Annotated in this window: 9 protein-coding genes and 1 pseudogene; 4 read left to right on the forward strand and 6 right to left on the reverse strand. The window is 70.1% G+C overall.

The window, feature by feature from the left end:
* Positions 1-13: 13 nt before the first annotated feature.
* Together ACIQRL_RS40375 and ACIQRL_RS40380 are read left to right on the forward strand one after the other, a co-directional pair.
* The gene (locus ACIQRL_RS40375) at positions 14-493 is read left to right on the forward strand and encodes a cupin domain-containing protein (RefSeq protein WP_401341261.1); all 480 of its coding nucleotides are present in this window, start codon (positions 14-16) and stop codon (positions 491-493) included.
* A gap of 343 nt (positions 494-836) precedes the next feature.
* Positions 837-1628: an SDR family NAD(P)-dependent oxidoreductase gene (locus ACIQRL_RS40380; protein ID WP_401341262.1), complete on the forward strand. Its 792-nt coding sequence runs from the start codon at positions 837-839 to the stop codon at positions 1626-1628.
* Positions 1629-1666: 38 nt separating this feature from the next.
* Here ACIQRL_RS40380 and ACIQRL_RS40385 read toward each other — a convergent pair whose 3' ends face one another.
* Positions 1667-1933, reverse strand: coding sequence for a hypothetical protein (locus tag ACIQRL_RS40385; protein ID WP_401341264.1), 267 nt, complete (start codon positions 1931-1933; stop codon positions 1667-1669).
* Positions 1934-2531: 598 nt separating this feature from the next.
* On the opposite strand from ACIQRL_RS40385, the gene ACIQRL_RS40390 reads away from it, so the two are divergent.
* A complete protein-coding gene (locus ACIQRL_RS40390) occupies positions 2532-3326 on the forward strand; it encodes an SDR family NAD(P)-dependent oxidoreductase (protein WP_401341266.1) in 795 nt (264 codons plus the stop codon).
* A gap of 175 nt (positions 3327-3501) precedes the next feature.
* Positions 3502-4155, forward strand: a complete 654-nt coding sequence (locus ACIQRL_RS40395; protein ID WP_401341268.1) for a LuxR C-terminal-related transcriptional regulator — start codon at positions 3502-3504, stop codon at positions 4153-4155.
* A gap of 311 nt (positions 4156-4466) precedes the next feature.
* On the opposite strand, the pseudogene ACIQRL_RS40400 reads toward ACIQRL_RS40395, so the two are convergent.
* The 5 genes and pseudogenes from ACIQRL_RS40400 to ACIQRL_RS40420 all read right to left on the reverse strand — a co-directional run bounded on the left by ACIQRL_RS40400 (position 4467) and on the right by ACIQRL_RS40420 (position 18846).
* Positions 4467-5973, reverse strand: a pseudogene (locus ACIQRL_RS40400) (ISL3 family transposase).
* A gap of 351 nt (positions 5974-6324) precedes the next feature.
* The gene (locus ACIQRL_RS40405) at positions 6325-8019 is read right to left on the reverse strand and encodes an MFS transporter (RefSeq protein ID WP_401341270.1); all 1695 of its coding nucleotides are present in this window, start codon (positions 8017-8019) and stop codon (positions 6325-6327) included.
* 424 nt (positions 8020-8443) lie between these two features.
* Complete coding sequence (locus ACIQRL_RS40410) at positions 8444-8953, reverse strand: DoxX family protein (RefSeq protein ID WP_401341272.1); 510 nt, start codon at positions 8951-8953, stop codon at positions 8444-8446.
* Between the two features lie 49 nt (positions 8954-9002).
* Positions 9003-9665, reverse strand: coding sequence for a hydrolase (locus ACIQRL_RS40415; protein ID WP_401341276.1), 663 nt, complete (start codon positions 9663-9665; stop codon positions 9003-9005).
* Between the two features lie 856 nt (positions 9666-10521).
* On the reverse strand, positions 10522-18846 hold the full coding sequence (locus tag ACIQRL_RS40420; protein WP_401341273.1) for a hypothetical protein: 8325 nt from the start codon (positions 18844-18846) through the stop codon (positions 10522-10524).
* Positions 18847-18856: the final 10 nt, after the last annotated feature.

The raw sequence follows: 18856 nt of genomic DNA on the forward strand, positions 1-18856 counted from the left end.
GTCAGGAGCGAAGATGACGCAGTTCTTCCCGACCTTCGACCCGACGGCCGAGCGTGAACCGTTCTGGTTCCTCGGCGGCCAGGCCAGGATCCTGCTTCCCGGCACCGCCACCGACAACCGGCTCAGCCTCATGGAGTTCGCCGACCCGATCGGCCACGCGCCCCCGCACCACGTCCATGAGGACGAGGAGGAGGTCTGGTTCGTCCTCGACGGCGAGGTGACCTTCTTCGTCGGCGACCAGCGGCACGACCTGGTGCCCGGACAGGTCGCCTACGGACCGCGCGGGGTCCCGCACAGCTACCTGGTGCGCTCGCCCGAAGGGGCGCGGATAGCGGCTCTGTTCAGCCCGGCCCGCATCGAGGAGTACTTCCGGAGCAACGGCATCTCGGTGGCCGAGGCCGGCGAGCTGCCCCCGGAGTTCGATCTCGAAACGGTCGTGGCCTCCGCCGAGGCCTTCAACCTGCGTGTCACCGGGCCGCCGCCGACCCTGTGAACCAGTCCGCCTCACCGGGCGGAAGCGACCAGATCAGCGACGGGTGCGGCTCCAGCCGATCGTCGCCCTCGATCAGGGCGACCAACCATGGCTTCGGCCCAGCACAGCCTGAGTCCATCGAGCCGCACCCGTGCGCGATGCGCACACAAGCCGAACGGCAGCGCGATCGACGCACCACCCGCGCCCACCCTCTTCCGGGACGCGCGCCCAACGCTCCGGCGCTCTGGCGTCACAACGAGGCCTGCCTCGCCGAGGGCAGCCCCGCCGGCTGTCCGCCGAGGTCGAAGCGACTGGTGCAGTTGGGGAAGCCCGGATGACTTCCACCAGACCAGGAGAGACACCCGTGAACACCACGCCCCGCCGCACCGTACTCGTCACCGGCTCCACCTCCGGCATCGGCGAAGCGATCGCCACCGCCTTCGCCCGCGACGGCGCCGAAGTCGTTGTCAACGGCCGGGACCCCCAGCGCACCAAAGACGCCGCCGAACGCATCCGAGGCACCGCCGGAAACGGTGAGATCCGCGCTGTCGCCGGCGACGTCAGCACCGCGGAAGGCGTCCGCGCCCTCACGGACGCCGTGCCGGACGTGGACGTCCTCGTCAACAACGCCGGGATCTTCGATGCGAAGCCCGCGTTCGAGATCACGGACGAGGAATGGAGCCGCTACTTCGAGACCAATGTCCTCAGCGGCATCCGGCTCACCCGCCACTACGCTCCCCGCATGGTGCAGCGCGGATGGGGCCGCGTCGTCTTCATCAGCAGCGAGTCGGCCATCAACACCCCCAAGGAAATGATCCACTACGGCGCCACGAAGACAACTCAGCTGGCCGTCGCCCGCGGTTTCGCCCAGGAGGTAGCCGGCACCGGCGTCACCGTCAACACCGTCCTGCCGGGCCCCACCCTCACCCCGGGCGTCCGGGTCTTCATCGCCGACCGGGTCGGCGACGGCATCCCCTTCGAGGAAGCCGAACGCCGCTTCATCGCCGAGGAGCGCCCCACCTCGCTTCTGGGACGGCTCATCCGCCCTGAAGAGATCGCCAACCTCGTCCACTACATCGGCTCCGACGCCGCGTCCGCCACCACCGGCGCCGCACTGCGCGTCGACGGCGGCGTGGTGAACAGCATCATCCCCTGATGGAAGGTCCGGGGCCGCCGGACGTCGTCCACCTCTGCTCATCCGCCGGCTGAGGCCAGCGCGCCCCTCCTGGCGTTACTCGCTCTGCGGCGGGCCTCGCTGAGCATGTTCCGCTCCTCCTGCGTGAGGGCGGACAGGAGCTTCGGGTTCTTCAGCCATCCGTTGAGCAAGGCGTGGGAACCCCCGAGCCTGAGGGAGTACGACCACAGGCTCTCGCCCGGGAACTCGTCGCCCCATCCGGCGGCCCACTTCAGCAGATGGCCGACCTTCTCTTCGCTCTTGTAGCGGACCGGCATCGGATACATGGAGCTACCCCCACCTCGGCGCTTCGTGCGGCACGCACCGATGGCGTGCCGCGTCGAACGTTCGCTCTTGCATGACGGGTGCCCTCGCTGGGAAGCGAGGGAAGTGCTCGCGGCCCGCCGAGCCGGTGAGCGACCGGTCGGCCCGTCTCCTGTCTCGTCTGACGGGCGGCGATCACAACCAAGCACTTACATACATGTTAGGTAGAGGTGACTGAAGATCAACAAGAACACAGGGTTACGGTGGCCCTATTTATAGCAGTTTAAGAGCATTGAAGATCTCACATGATTCAAGAAATCTGTACCCTCTCGTTATCTAGAAGCACCTCGAAAGAAGCGATCCGAAGGGGCACTGGCGGCCCTCGGTCGGTTGAGGCGGAACCGTCGCCCGAAACCCTGCCCGAGGGGCGACGAGCGCCACTCTCATTCTTGATTGAACATTCCAGAAAGAGTGTTACGCTTCCCCCGCGGGAAGCGCCGGAAGGGTCGACCGGACGACGTGGACCCGGCCCCACCGCCCCTAAGTGCAGGAGAGATCCCTGCAGTCCCAGGGGCAGTCACGCGATGATTACGTATTGATCAATCCAGAAAAGGAAACGTCATGGAACTGCACCTCAAGGGCAAGGTCGCCGTCGTCACCGGAGCCAGCAAGGGCATCGGCCTGGCCGTCGTCGAAGGCCTGGTCCGCGAAGGCGCCAAGGTCGTGGCGGGCAGCCGCACCTCCACCCCCGAACTGGAGGCCCTGGCCGCCGGACACGACGTAACCGTCGTGTCCGTCGACCTGTCCACCGCCGAGGGTCCCGAGACCCTGGTCCGCGCAGCTGTGAAACGGCACGGCCGGATCGACATCCTCGTCAACAACGTCGGCGCGGCCCAGCCCCGCGAGTCGTTCCTCAAGGTCACCGACGAGGACTGGCAGAACGTCTTCGGCTTGACCTTCTTCAGCGCCGTCCGCGCCACCCGCGCGGCCATGCCGCACCTGATCGAGGCCGAGGAGGCGTCGATCGTCAACATCAGCTCCATCAACGCCCAGCTCCCCTTCCCCATGGTCGTCGACTACTCGGCGGCCAAGGCGGCGCTGACCAACCTGAACAAGACGCTGTCCGAGGAGTTCGCCCCGCAGGGCGTGCGTGTCAACGCCGTCTCCCCGGGCCCGGTCCGCACCCCGTTCTGGACCGCCCCGGGCGGCTTCGCCGACGCCACGGCCGCGGCCGCCGGAGTCACCGCCCAGGAAGCGCTCGACGTGGTCGTGCCACAGAGCATGGGTATCGCCTCCGGCCGGATCACCGAGGCGCGCGAGGTCGCCGACCTCACGCTCTTCCTGGCCTCCCCGGTGGCGAGCAACATCACCGGAGCCGAGATCGTCATCGACGGCGGACAGATCAAGACCCTCTGACTGTTCCCGATGGACACCCCTGCCGTCCCGCCCGATCGAACACCTCGGCCCGAGCGCCGAGCGGTCCTGGGCGGGACAGCACGGGCGACCCCTTCGGGAACCGGACTGCACCGACCAACGGTCGGTGCGTTCTCGCGCGATGCGAGAGATTTCGGACACTCGGAAAGGACGCTCGGTGAGCGCTTCTGGAACATCGCGCCGCATCCGGGTGGTCGTCCTCGCTGAGGACAGACTGACCGCGCAGGGCGTGGAAGCACACGTGGCGGCCGACGAACGCGTACAGGTTCTCGGGCCGGGAGACGAAGAGACTCCGGACGTGCTCCTGCTCATCACGGCCGAGCTGGCGGAGAACACCTTCGCAGCCCTGCAGCGCTACTGTCGGGAGAACCCCGACGAAGCACCGCGGCTGATCCTCGTGGCCAACAAGCCCACGGCCGAGCAACTCGTCCGCGTGGTCGGGCTGGGGCTCGTGGCCTTCATGTCCCGCGACAAGACCACCCTCTCGGACATCAGCGAGATGCTCTGCGCCGTCGCGCGCGGCGCCGTCGCGCTGCCGCAGTCGATGCTGGGATCACTGCTGGAGCAGATCCGCACCCGGCGCTGGAACGAGCAGGCGGCCGAGGGCAGTGACGACCCGTCGTCCTTCACCGAGAGGGAACTCGCGGTACTGCGTCAGTTGGCGGCCGGCTTCAGCACCACGGAGATCGCCACGGCCCTGCACTACTCCGAACGGACCGTCAAGTACATCATCCACGAGATGATCGTCCGGCACGGCCTGCGCAACCGCGTGCACGCCGTCGCCTACGCGCTGCGCCAGGGCCTCCTCTAGCGGGCAAGCATGATGACGCCGAGAGAGCCCCGTGAACAGCCGATGCGCCAACACCGAACGATTGACCATGATCGCCACAGCGGGGTCATGCCACCTGCCTGTCACGACACCTCACCCGCCATCACGCACCGGCTCGTAAGACACACGCCTAACCGATACGCCCGGTGCACGGGGAAGTTCTGCCCCCTGACCGTCCTATCGGGCAACGCTTAGGCACCGACGGCCCGCATACGGCCGGCAGGAGAGTCCAGCAGGCGGGACTGTAAGACGTTCGGCTCTGTTCCGTAGTCGGTGGTGACGGTGCATTCTCCCTATTGCAGGAGGATGCGGTGGCGGAGGAGGTCGAATCCTGCTCGGCCGTGCATCTGCCGCATGATCTTCTTGGTTCGGGTGTTGATGCCCTCTGTCCGACCGTTGTGGTGGGGCAGGGTGAGGCCGGCGTTCACGGCGGCGCGGTCGAGTTCGAGGCCGTTGCAGAAGCTGTGCAGGTGGGGCAGGCCGGTGGTGCGGACTGTGGCGATCCACTGGGTGAGCTTGTCGTCGTTGGCCTGGGCCGGGGTCAGGAGCGTGGCGAACTCGCCGGTGAGTCGGGCGACTGCGGTCATCTCTGGGCAGGCCGTGGTGAGGAGGCCGAGCAGGTCGGTGTCCTTGGTCCACAGGTGCTCGGGGTGGGTGAGCAGGAGCCGGGCGACGCGGCGCGGGGTTGTCACGGGGCGGTCGCCTTCGGCGCGGCCTTGATTGAGGTAGCGGACCAGCAGGTTGGCACTGCCGGTATAGCCCAGTTCCCTGATCTCGTGCAGGAGGTGCGTGACGGGAACGGCCGGGTTGTCGGACCGGCGTTGGCGCAGATGGTCGCGGTAGGGGTCGACCAGAGTGGGTCGGTAGCGAGGGGTGATGCGATCGGCGGGCGGTTCGGGGATGCGGGCGTAGCGCTTGAGGGTGTTCAGGGCGAGGTTCAGTCTGCGGGAGCAGTCGAGCAGGCCGACGCCGGAGTCGAGGAGGGCGTGGATTTTGTGCCAGCGCTCGCGGGTGGTCTGCTCGCGCACCCCGCCGGGCCGGGGCGGGTTGACGGTGGCCCAGCAGGGGGCGTGGGCGCGGACCTCGGCCAGGACTTTGTCGCACAGGTTCCGCCACAGATGCCAGCGGTCACTGACCTGCACCGCGTCGGGCAGGGCCCGGCGGATCGCCTCGGCGTAGGTGGCCGAGCCGTCCCGGCACACGACTTCGATCCCTTTCTTCCCGCGTAGCGATGCCTCCAGGGTGGCGGCTTCGCGGTCGGGCAGGACGTCGATGCGTTCCCCGGTCTCGGCGTCGATGATGATCGTGGCGTAGCGGTGACGGCGGCGCTAGGGCGAAGTCGTCGACCCCGATCACCCTCGGGATCCGCACCGCTGGCGGGGGGATTCCCCGCAGCACGCGCAGGGCGGTGGCGAACGATACGGGCACGGCCAGTAACCGGGTGAGCCGGGCGGCCGCCCGGCCGCATAACTCCTTGACCACCCCTGAGACCTGGCCGGTCAGACGTGTGGTGCGGCGCTGAAGGCGCTCGATCAGCCCAGGGACTTGCTCGCGGAAGGTCTGCCTCCGGCAGCCCAGGACCGGGCAGACCAGACGTCGTACCCGGACGTTGACCACGACCAGGCGGCCATCGACCGGCAGATCCGCAACTGTCCGGACGTGGTATCCGTGCACCTTCCCCGTCGGGACCCCGCACATCGGGCAGGGAAAGGGAACATCCCGGGTCCGGGCCAAGACCCGGATCACCTCGGCGTCGTCCGCCACATCCTCGATCACCAGCGCCGAGAGCCCTGAAAACACCGTAGCCACAAGGGAGTTGACATCTCGCATACAACGTCAACGACGCCCGTCACCTGCCGTCACCACCGACTACGGAACAGAGCCACTCGTTTGACAGTCCCAGGCCCGCGGCGTGAGTGACATGGTGATCGGCCAGGACTGGTACCAGCGGGTCGAAGGCGCCTGAGCCGGCCAGGGCCTCCGAGTGCCGTCAGACGGCCCCTCGGAGGCCACGGTCCTGGCCGACGATCCAAGGTCCTCGGCCAGAACCGTGCGGTACGGACTCATCCGCGAACGGGGCTGGTCGAGGAGCTCACCGGCAGGCAGACCAAGACACCTCTGGAGCCTGGCCTCTGAGACCACGGGAGTTCACTAGGACGTGTCACCGTGCGGGGCACCGGGTCTGACGCCGGCGGTGACGGTGGCACCGATCTCTGCCTGAATCTCTGGTACGACAGGACCCCCGGCGGCGTCGAAGGCATGGGTCACCTCCGGGACGGTGCCCGCTACGAGCAGGCTGCGGGCCCGTTCCTCGTGAAGACGGTCGGTGGCCGTGGCCCGGCCGTGGTGCTGGGCGAGGTGCTCCGCCCAGGATGCGACCAGGTAATTCTCGATGAACCGGTCCGGATCGTTGCCGTCCTGGTAGAGACCCCAGGCAAGGGCTCCCGTGCGACGCCGCGAGCGGGCCACATCGTCCATGCAGCCAGCGAAAGCGGCCCTGTTCCCGGAGCCGACCCGGTAGGCGACGGAGACCAGCACGGGGCCGTCGGCCCGTCCGGGCTCGAACAGCAGGGGCGGAACCGGCCAGTGGTCGGACGGCGTCGGATCGATGGTGTCCGTGCCGTGCAGAGGCCAGCGGCGCACACTCACCGCGCCGACCACGAGCAGTCCGCTGCCGGCCAGAAGCGAGACGGTCAGGCCCGCTGCATCGGCCAGCGCGCCCCATAAGGGTGCCGCCACCGCCTGCCCGCCCTGGAAGACCAGAAGGTAGACGGCGAACCCCCGGGCCCTGACCCAGCCGGGCAGCCGCGTCTGAAGGGCCGAGTTCAGCGTGGACAACACGCCGATCCAGGCCAGTCCGGCCGGCAGCAGCGCGCCCACCGCGAGCCAGGGGAGCCGGGTGACGGCCATCACCGCGAGCGAGAGAGCGAAGACGAGGGCGCCGGCGGCCAGAGTGCCGTTGGCGCCGAGGGTTCGCCGAACGGCCGGCAGGACGAAGGCCCCGCCGACGGCACCGGCACCGACCGCACCGAGCAGCAGCCCATACCCTTCCGAGCCCAACCCCAGAGAACGGCTCGCGACCAGGGGAAGCAGTGACCACAACGCGGCACCGCCGGGTATGAACAACAGCGTGCGCAGCAGGACTCGGCGGACTCCGGGCGCGTACCACACGTAGCGGCGGCCCGCCTGCAGAGCCGTCAGGAGCTTCTCGCTCTGCCCCGGGGGCGCCTGGGTCCGGGGGCGCCGCCAGAGCGTGAGAACCGCCGCGACACCGAGGTAGGACACGGTGTTGAAGGCGAACACCCAGCCCGTGCCCGCCGCCGCGACCACCGCTCCGCCGACCGCCGGCCCCAGGGCGCGGGCGAGGTTCATGTTCACGGCGCCGAGCGCGGCCGCCTGTCCCAACTGGCGGCGCTCCACGAGCTCCGGCTGGATCGCCTGCCATGCCGGGCCCATCAGCGCCGTGCCACATCCCAGCAGGAAGGTGAGACCGAGCAACAGCTCCGGGGTGAGCACGTCCACGAACGCCAGGACCGTCAGCGCGGTGGAGACGGCGAGCATGGCGAACTGGGCGACCAGCAGCACCGTACGACGGTCGTAGCGGTCGGCCAGCACGCCCGAGGGCAGGGCCAGCAGTACGACGGGAAGACTGGAGGCGGTCTGGACGAGCGTCAGCAACGCGGCGCCGTGCCCGATCAGCAGCCACTGGGCGCCCACCGTCTGCATCCAGGTGCCGATGTTGGAAACCAGCTGCGCGATCCACAGCGCGCGGAAGACGCGTGCCGCGAGCGGGGCCCAGGGCGAATCCCGCTGGGGGTTGTCTTTCGGGGACGGTGCAGTGCTCATGATGGTCCATATCGGATCGAGGACGGGGGGCGCCGCGTATCCGGCAATGCGTCAGGCGCCGTGCGCGCACGGCAAGCGCTCACGCCAGGGCGCTGCGGTGTACCTCTGTTGCCCGGCGGCGCACTGTCCTTGGTCCAGTAGCGAAGCGCTGCGGGAACACGAGCGATGTGTGCGGGAGCAGCTGACGCCCACCGGCCGGCCTGCGGCGGCCTTGGAAGCCGGGCGGACGCCGGGACGAATGCCGGCCCCCGCAAGTGGCTACCGGGGGAAGAGCACGGTCATCGTGCACGCCCACGGGCCTCGCGCCCTGTCGTGTCCCCGTCCCTCCCGACCTGACTCTGCGGGCCGCGGCCGTCCCGCCCGGTTCCCGGTCGTTCCTGCTCATCTGGGCGGGTCACCGCATGCCTGTCGTCATCACCTGCAGCTACCTGCGGGATCCCCCTGCCGGGACGGGCGGGCGACGCAGGAACACCCGCGTGAGGAGTCCTCCGGTCGGACCGATCGCGATAGCCGCGACGGAGACCCACAAAGGCCAGGGGGCCAACCCGAGGACGTGGTCGGCCGACAAGCGCCCGGGACCGGTGAGCGCCAGCACCGCGGAGACGACGACGAGGACCAGCGGGTACTCGTAGCCGTCGTTCTGCACCCAGAGCCCGTTGTGCCACTTGACGGTGGACGCGACCGTCATCACCCCCATGGCGGCCATTGCCGCCGCGGGAGTGAGCAGACCGGCCGCCAGGAACAGGCCGGCGCCCACCTGGCTGGCGCCCGCGGCGAGCGCGGTGAGCCTGCCGCCGCGGAAACCGTCGTGCCTGAACTCCTCGGTTCCGCCCGCCAGCCCGTTGCCCCCCAGCCGGAAACTGACCTTCTGCACTCCATGCCCGGCGATGAGCAGACCCGCCACCAGCCGGAGCACCAACAGTCCGGTATCCACTACGTTCCTGCCCTTTCCTGACGTGCCGTCGACGGCCTGGGTGAAGAGGTCAGCCGGCCGCGTGAGCGCCGATGACAGCCTGGGCGTAGACGAGCCCGAGGCCGTAGGCGCCGCCGTGCTCCTTGACCACGTCGCCCACCGCGGCGTACGTCTCGGTGCGAGCCCAGTCGCGCTGCAGCTCCAGCAACACCTGCACCCAGGTCACCGGAACCGCGCCGCTGTGCGCCATGCGCTGGACGGCATGCTCGTGTGCCTGCGGGCTGACCCCACCGGATGCGTCGGTGACCACGTAGACCTCATAGCCCTGGGCCATGGCGGAGAGCACCGGCAGGACGACGCACACCTCGGTCCACAGGCCGGCGATGACGAGCTTCTCGCGGCCGGTCGCCTTGACCGCCTCGACGAAGGCGATGTCCTCCCAGGCGTTCATCGTGCTGCGGTCGATGATCTTCTTCTCGGGGAAGACGGCCGCCAACTGCGGCAAGATCGGACCGGAGAAGGACTCGGCGGCCACCGTGCTCAGCACGACCGGCACGTCGAACACCTTCGCGGACTTCGCCAGTCCCACGGTGGAGTTGATGATGGCGGTGCGGTCGCCGCTGCCCGCAGCGAAGAACATCTGCGGCTGGTGATCCACGAACAGCACCGCGCAGTTGTCCGGGGTGAGCAGGTCCGGGCTGGGGGCGGCGGTGACCTCGGCGATGTTGACCATGAGAGTGGGCCTTTCCATGTGGGACGCGATCGCGGACGGCGTCCGCAGGCGAGAGCAACTGGCCGGTGGACGGCGCGAGTCGGGGTGGTGCCCCGGGGAGGGGCGGCTCGTGATCGGGCCCGTCCAAGCCCCCGTACTCGACGTGTCATGGACCACCCGGCCGCCGACTACCGTCGGCAGGACTCGATGCGCGCGATGTCCGGTTCAGGCAGGGTGAGGCAGTCGTCTGACAGCGCCGCGCGGTCCGGCGGCCCACCCCGTTTGTGGGGTGGGTGGACGGCCAGGTCGGCGGTGCGGTGAACCAGTCCCCGCCGACCGGCGTCGTGGACACCGTTGGACAACCTCCTGCGGAATGAACGGCGTCGATTTCATCGAGTGGACGTCCGTATGAGCGGTAGCGGCGGACTGGAGAGAACCGGGCGCGCGATGCAAGGGTCCGAATGCACTTGCGCCCCTCGACTGCTGCGCCTCCAGGCTATTGGGAGCCGAAGTGTCCGGGTGCTCCAGCAGGGCACTGGATGTGTCCCGACAGCGCACTGCTTCTCCGTGCACTGCCGAGACTGATTGCGGTGCGCTCATGGACAGTTCCCGCATCCGGTTCTGCCTCTCGCCCACGGTGCCGAAGTCCGGCCCGGCCCCTCCTCCCGGAGGCCGGGATCGGCCTTGACGCCGGCGCAGGATTGCACGGTGTGGCCGGCACCTTCGAGGTGTTGCGCGAGCAGTACACGCGTCGGCTCCCCACGTCCCTGGGCGAGCTCGACGGGCCGACGGCTGGCAGCGTGGAACCGCCTTTGCACACGGCCGGGTCTTCGCCTGTCCCATGACCTCCACGTCGCGTTGTTCGCCCGTCGTGAGATCAGTGGTGCCCGCCTGCTGGACCGTGCTCGCGGGCCGGCCTCTTGCCCTCCCTGATCGCCCGTCGCCTGGCCTCGTCCGACACGTGGGCACCGGCCGGCATCCTGTCGCTCCCCCTCTCCATCGCGGCCAGGTAGGAGTCACCGCGCCGGTAGACGATCGCCACGGGGCGGTCATCGGTGTCCTCCGCACTCTGCGCGGTGTAGAGCCGGTGCGAGCCGTCCTCCTCCACGACGATCAGGTCTCGCGGTCCGGTGCGCGCGGCCAGAGCCGCCGCCCTGGCCGCTGTCCGAGCGTCCCACCTGCGTGCCATGACCAGCGTGGTCGCCGTCAGGGCCCGTGTCTGCTCCTCGGTGAGCGCGCCCCTCACCTCCTCGGGCAGGTGACCACCGTCGCCGCGGATCCGTTGACGCAGTTCCGGGTCGCGGGCGAATGCCTCCGGTGCCACCCTCTCCACCTCTTCTACGTGGAACACCGCCCGCCGGTACAGATGGATGTCCTGCCCCAGGAGGTCGGCGCCGGCGGCGCGCAGAGCCAGATCCATCGGCTGTTCAATCCGCTCCCCTGCCAGGCCCACCGCCGCCCAGAAACCATTGCCGTCGACGGGACGGCCATTTGCGGCCAGGCTGCCGTCCGGCCCGGGACGCAGCAGGGCCCCGTGCGCGTCGGCCCGCGGTGGGTGCAGGTCGTGGACGCGCAACCCGCCGTCGGCGTCGGTCATGGTCAGCGTGCGGTGGTCGCCGGACACGTCGAAGGACGGTCCGTCCTCGGCGATCATGGCCCCATGCCGTGGTTGCCACGGGGCGGTCGCGTGCGCCCGGCGGGGGTCTACGGACGGGTCGTCCTTCCGGGATGCCGGCGCAGCTGTCTTGGGCGGGGCCGGCTTCGACGCTTTCGTGGCCGTCGAGGGGAGCACCGGCGCCTTCGGCGGGGTGAAGGTCACCGCGTCCGGCTCAGGGGTGTCCTGGCCGCGCAATCGCTCCTGCTCGTCGGCGGACAGCTGGTGCCAGGCGGTGAGGCGGTCCGCGGCCCGGCGCAGGCGGACGAGATCCCGATGCAGGGCCCGGCCGTGCTCGTGCAGGGCTCGCAGGGTCTCGGCGACCTCCTCCACCGAGCCGCGCGCCTCGGCCTCGGCGGCCCGCGCCGCGGTGAGTTCGTCGGCACCGGCTCGACGGGCCTGCTCCAGCCTCTCCCGTGCCTGTTCGATCAGGGCGCCGCGCAGCCGGTCCCACCCCTCGTGGGCGGCCTCGGCGTCGTCCTCGGCGTGCTCGCGCAGCAGCGCCACCAGCGTGTCCCGCGCCTCCCTGACCGCCGGGAGCGTGTCCACGTCGCGGCGCTCGAGTTCGTCGAGGTGGACTCGTGCCCGGTCCAGCGCGGTCTCCCGCACGGCCCCGGCGCCGAGACGCAGGTCCCACAGAGCCTTGTCCGAGGCGGCCAACGCGGCGCTCGCCTGCTTGACGGCGTCCCACGCCTGCCTGGCCGGGGCGGGGTGGTTGGTGTCGGTGAGCAGCCCGAGCCGGCGGGCGACGTCCTCACGCACCCATGCCAGGGCCACGGTGTCGGTCTCCATCGCCAGCGGCTCCCGCCGTGCCAGGTGGAAGGCGCCCCGGACAGCCGCCATCAGGGCCCCGTCCTTCACGTCATGGTGGGCGTGGGCGACACTCAACCACCGCACCGGCAGGGCGAAAAGATACGCACGCGGCTTGTTGTCCGGTTTCACGTTCACCGAGCCCTGCCCGTCGAGCGACAGCCCCACGGACTTCGATTCGGCCGCCGGGGCGCTCGCGTTGCCGCCCTCCTGGGTCGAACCGGCCGCCGTCGGTCCGGTCGGTCCGACGTCCACCCCGTGCTCGGAGGTGCCCGCATGGGCGAACGTGGACACACTGCCGCGGGCACTCTGGCGGGGACTCTCGAACTTCACGCCGTCCGCCACCGTCAGCAGCCGTGCTCCGGAGAAGTCCGGCCTGGAGTGCAGGTCGAGACGGCCGCTGACGCCTCCGAAGAAGCCGCGCCATTCAAGCCCGGCCACTTGGTAGCCGTCGGCCGTCAGCGTCTGCGCGAAGAAGGCCGTCAACGCCAGCGCGGACGTACCAGCTTCGAGGTTCTCCCGCGCCCCGGTGCCGATCTTGGTGAGAGGCGTGTCCTGGGCCCGCGCGAGAAGGCCGTCGTCGTCGATCTCGACGTTCCTCGGCAGCCTGATGGTGGAGTCATACGCGGCGCCCAGCGCGAGGATGTTCGCGGAGTGCAGCTCCTCCAGGCCGACAAAGCCGCGGACCGCGAAACCCTCGGCCGGCATCGCGAAGGGCTGGGCACCGCCCCCGGCAGCGTGCGCGACATCGCGCCAGCCACGTGCACCCCTCATCGCCGGCAACGCCACCCGCCGGGTCCGGCCCGGCAGGACCAGGTCGGTCGGAGCCAGCGGATCGTCGTCCCTGGCGGGATCGGGGCCGCTCCACATCAGGCTGAGCGGGAGATGTTTGTGCAGGACCCCGGCCGGCCTGCGTACCGGGAGCAACGTGGCCTCAGCTGTCTCCCCGTCACCGGAGATCCGCACGTCGATCTGCACGTCGTACTCCTGCGCGACCGCGGCGTGCAGGTGGTCCGCGTAGGTCACGATCGTTCCGAAGCCGGTGGAATCGCTCTGCGTCTCGCCGGTCGCCCACGTCGCAGAAGCCGTCTGCGAATAGGCGGGTCCCGCCGAGCTGACCGTGGGATTGCCGGTGTCGGCGCGCTCCGCCACGGTGAGGCCGACCGCCAGTCGCGTGCTACGGCTACGACTGTGCTGCACCGTCTCAGTCGCCTGCAGCTGCTCCTCCAGCTCCACGCCGTGATCCAGGCCGTGGAAGCGGCGGTTCGCCGTGGGGATCAACTGCACCCGGAGTTGCACCTCGCGTGAACGGATCCAGGTCCGAAGCGTCTCGGAACCCCAGCGACCGAGCCGCGCGGGGATCACCACGCCCTGCCCCGCCATCTCGTTGCTCAGAGCCCGGATCACCCGCCCGGACACCAGCCGGCGCAAGTGCTCGAAGTCGTTGTCCGGCAGACCCAGCGGGCGCAGCACCTCCTCGAGTCGGCTCAGCGCGGCCGCGGGGTTGAGGGAGTCGGCCGGCCAACCGCCGAACTGGGCCTGGCGCAGCCACGGGAACTCCGTCCATCCCAGCTCGTCGTAGCGGAGCACCGCACCGTAACCGTCCCGCACCGCTTCCAGCTCGTACGCGGCCTTGCCCGGAATGACGCCGACCCACCGCGACAGACGTTTCTCGCCATGGGCGTCGGACAGCGACGGGGGCACCAGCACGCCGTGGGCACCCTTGCCGAGTCTGCTGGAGGCCGCCGCGTACGCGTGCTCCACCGGCGCGCTCACCACGACCTGGTAGCCGCCCACGTCCTTGCGGTTCATCGCCCAGGTGGCGTTCCGCTGGACGAACGCGGACGTCGTGTTGCCGATGCGGACCCCGAGCTGAAGACCGACGGAGCTGGCGACCCGGGCGTCCGTGAGGGACGTCAGCTGGTTGATGCGGCCGCCGAATTCCCCCGTGCTGATCGTGGTTTCGCGGCCCCAGGTGCCCACCGACGCGTTGGCCGCCGCTTCGACCTCCATCTTCATCGGCAGGGTAAGGGCAGTCAGTCCCCGCAGGTCCGCGGTCGCCGCCTCGATCAGCCTGGTGCGGTAGGCGAACATCGTGGTCCGGTCGAGGTACGGCGCCGCGGTGAGCAGGGTCCAGTGCCCGCCCACAGGTGCGGAGGTCGTGCCGAAGTTCGCGATCCGGCTCTCAAGCAGAACCGGCAGTTCCGCCTCCTTGCTGCCGTCCGCACCTCGCAGGCGAAACTGCCAGGACCCGCCCGTCGCCCGGTTCAGTACCGTCCGGGCCATGTCGAGCAGTTGCGGACCCTCCGTGACGTCGATCGTGGTGTAGGGATAGCTCAGCACCGACCGGGGACCTCCTGCGACGGAGTTCGTGTCCCGCGCGGCCGCCTCGTCCAGCCATGACCGAGTTCCCAGCGCCATGGCGCGGGCGTCGGCGGCGGTCATGACTTCCCCCCGATGCTGCACGACTCGTTCGAGGCCGACGGTACCGGTGTACTCGACCGGCACGCTCAGCACCACCTCGCCCCGCTCCGCGGCGTGATCGCCGCCCGCCGCTCCCGGTCCGATCAGCGCTCTCGTCCGGTCCGCGGACACGAATGCCTGAGTACCCAGCAGATATCCGGAGGGCACGCCGCGCATCCAATGCCTCGGCCGCCAGTGGCCGCCGCTCTCGACCGTGAACCGCACGCCGTAGCGATACCAGTCCGCACCACCCGTGGTGATCGAGGTGACCTCGTCCCCGCCCGACAGGGCATAGCCGCTCTCCGATTGCGTCCTTCGGCCATAGCGCACGCCGACGGCGGCGGTCTCCACGTGCAGCGGCATGCCGGCGGTACCCGCGGCCCCGTCACGCAGGGCCACCGCGCCTTCGACGCCGACCTGCCAGGAACGGCTGCTGCCGCGCTGACCGCTGAGGCTGTCACTGCCGGGCGCACTGAACCGGCCGCGCTGTTCCGTCCGCCTGCCGAGGTACTCCCGGTCGTGCAATCTCGCACGGACCCATACGTCGACGTGCCTGCGCCCCAGGGGGGTCCATTGGGTCAGCCCGATCCGCAGGCCCGTGTCCAGCATCGAGCCCAGGTTCGACGCCATGCTCTGATGGGACAGCCGGTCGTACACCTCACGCGTGTTGTGCAGCACGGTCAGGAAGTGATCGGTGCTGCTCCATCGGGGATTTCCGGGATACAGCTCCGGCAGCGATGCCACCATGCCGGGGTAGGCGCCGCCGAGTCGGCTCAGCACGCTCTCCGCGAAGAATTCGGCGGGTCGCACCCGACCGCGGTCGCCCTGCTCCGAGCCGCCTTCCGGGAAGCTCACCTCGTGCACCCGGCTCACCCCGAGCGAACGCTCCGTTACGAGCAGGGGAATCGGTGTCGGCCCTTGCTCCACCGGGCCGGGCGCGGGGACCGGCTCATCCAGTCGCCGCGCCTCGCCCTCGGACAGCCGCACCAGCGCCCACACCTGGCTGCTCTCGCGCGGCTGCCGCTGCGGTTGGTTCTTCCGCAGAGTCCGTTGGCCCGAAGCGCCCCGGTCGGGTGGGGCTCCCGCCCGGCCGTGCACCTGGGCGGGACCGGTCATCACAAGATTCTGCTCCAGCAGATACAGCGCGGTCGGGGCACCCTTCTTCTGCGCACCGACCTTGATCCCGGCGGCGTTCCCCAAGGCGGTGGTGCGGGAGACGGACGCTCCGTAACGGCCATGGGGACCCGCCTGGATACGCAGCTTGGCGCCGCCCGGAACCGACGCGTGGAAGCCCGGCCCAACGGCCGCGCCGAGCTCGACACTGCGCGTCACCCCCGATGCCCGCTCGCTGCGTACCACCGACTGCGCGATGTCGCGGATCTCCGCGGCCGTCGTCATGTCACCGATCCGCACCAGCCGCTGGGGGACGACTTCCATCCGGAGCATGCCCAGCGGATCCGTGCCGTGCGCACCGCCGTACAGCACCGGACTCGTCACTGGACCCATGAGCAGAGCGCGCATGCTCCGCCGCAGGGCAGCGGGTGAGACGAGCTCGGTGACCTGCTCGGCTCCCTTCGCCCCAGCCTCCAGGCCCATCATGGTGAGCGCCGCATCCGCGACGGGTTCCAGAAGGACGACGTCCTCGACGCTCACCTCATGGAGGCGGGCGGGACGGTTGGTGAGATCGATCGTCTGGGGGAAGGTTGAGCCGGTCTCGGATGCCGTGGCGGTGAGCGAGTCCGCCAGCCGCAGGCTGAGGCCGTCACGCACCGCGAACCGCAGCTCCGTGGCCTCCCGGTGCGGCCCGTCGCCCACAACTGGCCCGCCGTTCAGCCCGACTTGGCGGCCGGAGCCGTCCGTGATCCAGAACGCGTAGCCCAGTGCGTCCAGATGGACATGGGAGCCGTCCGTACTTCGCGTCTCGGTGTGGTTCATCACCTGGTGCTGCAGGGTGTGCCGTGCCGACTTGCCCCAGGCGAACTTGATGTAACCGTGGAACCAGCCGGCGACAACCCCGCTGGCAGGTCCCAGAGCCGTGGACAAACCGAGGCCCCACGAGGTCCCGTTGACCCGGGTACGGCCACCACCCTGGATCAGCCGCTGCGCAGTGTCGATCTTGGTCGGGTTGTCCAGCCACCGCTCCGGCTCGCCGTACGGCACTGTGTTCATCCGCAGCTCCCGCGCCTGTCCGCGGACTGTCTTGAAGGGGAACGATTTGACGACGCCGACGAACTCTCTCGGGTCCCCGCCCAGAGCGTGCAGCAGCTGACGCAGCAAGGGCGGTTCCTGGTGCGCCTCGAACCCCTTGCCCGGTTCGGGCCGGACCGCGGCGTTCCGCTCGAGCCAGCCGCCGACCTCCCCCACGACCAGCTCTGCACCGCGCACTTCGTGCCGGCCCGCACCGAGCACGAACGGACGGATCGTCCGGGGCCGGCCGGTACCGGGCACCACCTGTCGGGTCGTCTCATGTCGGCCCGCACCGGGCTCCTTGCGCGAGGTCATCTCGCCTGTCATGTAGGTGGGTAGCCGGGAACCGTCATCGAACAGGACCGGCCCGGTGGCATCCGGGGGTGGAGGCAGCTCACGATCGATCCGTGGCGGTCGGCGCTGATCCAGGTCCGCCCCGATCGACACCAGCCGGGGAGCGGTCGCGGCAGCGCGCAAGGGAGGCGGTCCGACCGCGCCCCCGGAGGACGACGGTCCCTCCTGCGAGGCCCCGACCAAGCCGTGACGTCCGGTGGAGGAGGACTCGGCGTCCGTGCGGTCCGGACGCGCGCCCCCGCGCATACCGGCGAACTCCACCCCCTTGATGCGCCGTGCCGTGGCCTCTGCGCGCGCCTTCATGTCCATGCGGGTGAAGGCGGCAGCCCGCGTGTGTTCCAGCGCCTGGACCGCCGCCCGCACGCGTTCCTCCGGGACATCGGTGCCACCGAGCTGCCCCAGATGCCTGTTCACCCATTCCAGAAACTCCTTCGGAACGGCGGTGTCGCGGACGGCGATGACCGCCCGGTCGGTCCCCCAGACACCCTTGGTGGCCGACCGGCCACCGCCGTCCGCGTCGGCGGGTTCGAGCACGACTCGGCTCCTCAGACGGGCGGCGAGGTCCGGCAGACGGGCGTCGATGCTCTGCTCGAAGACGGCGCGGATCCGCTCGACCCATACGGTGCTGGTCCGCAGGGAACGTCCGAAGTGGGGCTGGCCTGCCACGGCGGTCGGACGGTGCACGGTGTACGTCACGTCCGGCAACGGCCGACCGGTCCTGTCCCTCTCCACGGCCTCATGTGCCACCTCGGCGGCCAACGCGTCGATGCGCGCGATCTCGTCGGAGCCCGGCCTCGCTTTCAGCAGGTCGAGTTCGACGGCGAGGGGACGCGGCCCGTCGACAGTCTCGGCAGGGCTGCCCGGGTCGCCGAGAGAGTGAGACCGGGGGTCCGTCCGGGCCGGGTTCGCCGACAGAGCCGTGATCGGGTGAGCATCGCGCGCCGACTCCGCGTCGGAGCCGGCCACTCTAGGCGAGCCCGCAGACACCGAATTGGCGACGGCCTGCGCGCCACGGTGTGCTGAGGACTCCGCCGATGCCGCGCGCCTTCCGGTCACGGCGGAAGGTGTCGTGCCGCTGCCCGTGGACGGTGGGGTCGTCCGTACGTCCGACGCGGACCGCGCGATCGAACCGACGCGTTCGCGTCCGGTGGCCGGGCGGTCTGAGCCGGTGCTGCCCTTGTCGGCGTCAGCACCGCTGCTTCCCACAGCGCCTCCGCCGGTGATCCCGGTGGGGGCAGCGAGCGCCGTGGCGGTTGTCGTGGAGCGGTCGCCGGCCCGCATTGAATCAGCGGTGGAGGGGACAGCTGGTGTGGGGCGCCGGAGGACGGTCGTGATCCCGGACAGGCCGCCCTCGGATGTGAGCTCCGTCTTCGTGCGAGGGACGGGGCCATGAGGGGTGACGGGAGTGGTGAGGTCCGAGGCGATGGCCTGCCGACCGGTCCGGGATGGGAGGTCGTCGCGGACGTGGGCACGCAACCCCGTGCCGACACCGTCGGTGGCGCGGACACTGGTGGCGGGAGCGGCGTCCGGACCTTCCTGCGCATCTCTCGGCGAGGCGGCGCGTCCGGTGATGGCGTGGGCGGTCGTGGTGGTGCGGCCGGCTGGCGTGGTGCGGGTGGTGTGGTTGCGGGTGGTGTTGAGGTCGTTGTTCCTGGCCGCGTTCGTGCCGGCGCTGCTCGCGCGGACGATGGTGTCCTTCAGCGCGGAAAGCCCCAGCGTGTTCTTCTGGACCATCTCCGCAGAC

This window comes from Streptomyces sp. NPDC091209, assembly GCF_044757755.1.
Taxonomy (GTDB): Bacteria; Actinomycetota; Actinomycetes; order Streptomycetales; family Streptomycetaceae; genus Streptomyces.

Bases quoted from the DNA above. Each gene is read 5' to 3' on its own strand.
- ACIQRL_RS40390 (WP_401341266.1), top strand. From the start codon at position 2,532: ATGGAACTGCACCTCAAGGGCAAGGTCGCCGTCGTCACCGGAGCCAGC.
- ACIQRL_RS40375 (WP_401341261.1), top strand. From the start codon at position 14: ATGACGCAGTTCTTCCCGACCTTCGACCCGACGGCCGAGCGTGAACCG.
- ACIQRL_RS40415 (WP_401341276.1), bottom strand. From the start codon at position 9,665: ATGGTCAACATCGCCGAGGTCACCGCCGCCCCCAGCCCGGACCTGCTC.
- ACIQRL_RS40385 (WP_401341264.1), bottom strand. From the start codon at position 1,933: ATGTATCCGATGCCGGTCCGCTACAAGAGCGAAGAGAAGGTCGGCCAT.
- ACIQRL_RS40405 (WP_401341270.1), bottom strand. From the start codon at position 8,019: ATGAGCACTGCACCGTCCCCGAAAGACAACCCCCAGCGGGATTCGCCC.
- ACIQRL_RS40420 (WP_401341273.1), bottom strand. From the start codon at position 18,846: ATGGTCCAGAAGAACACGCTGGGGCTTTCCGCGCTGAAGGACACCATC.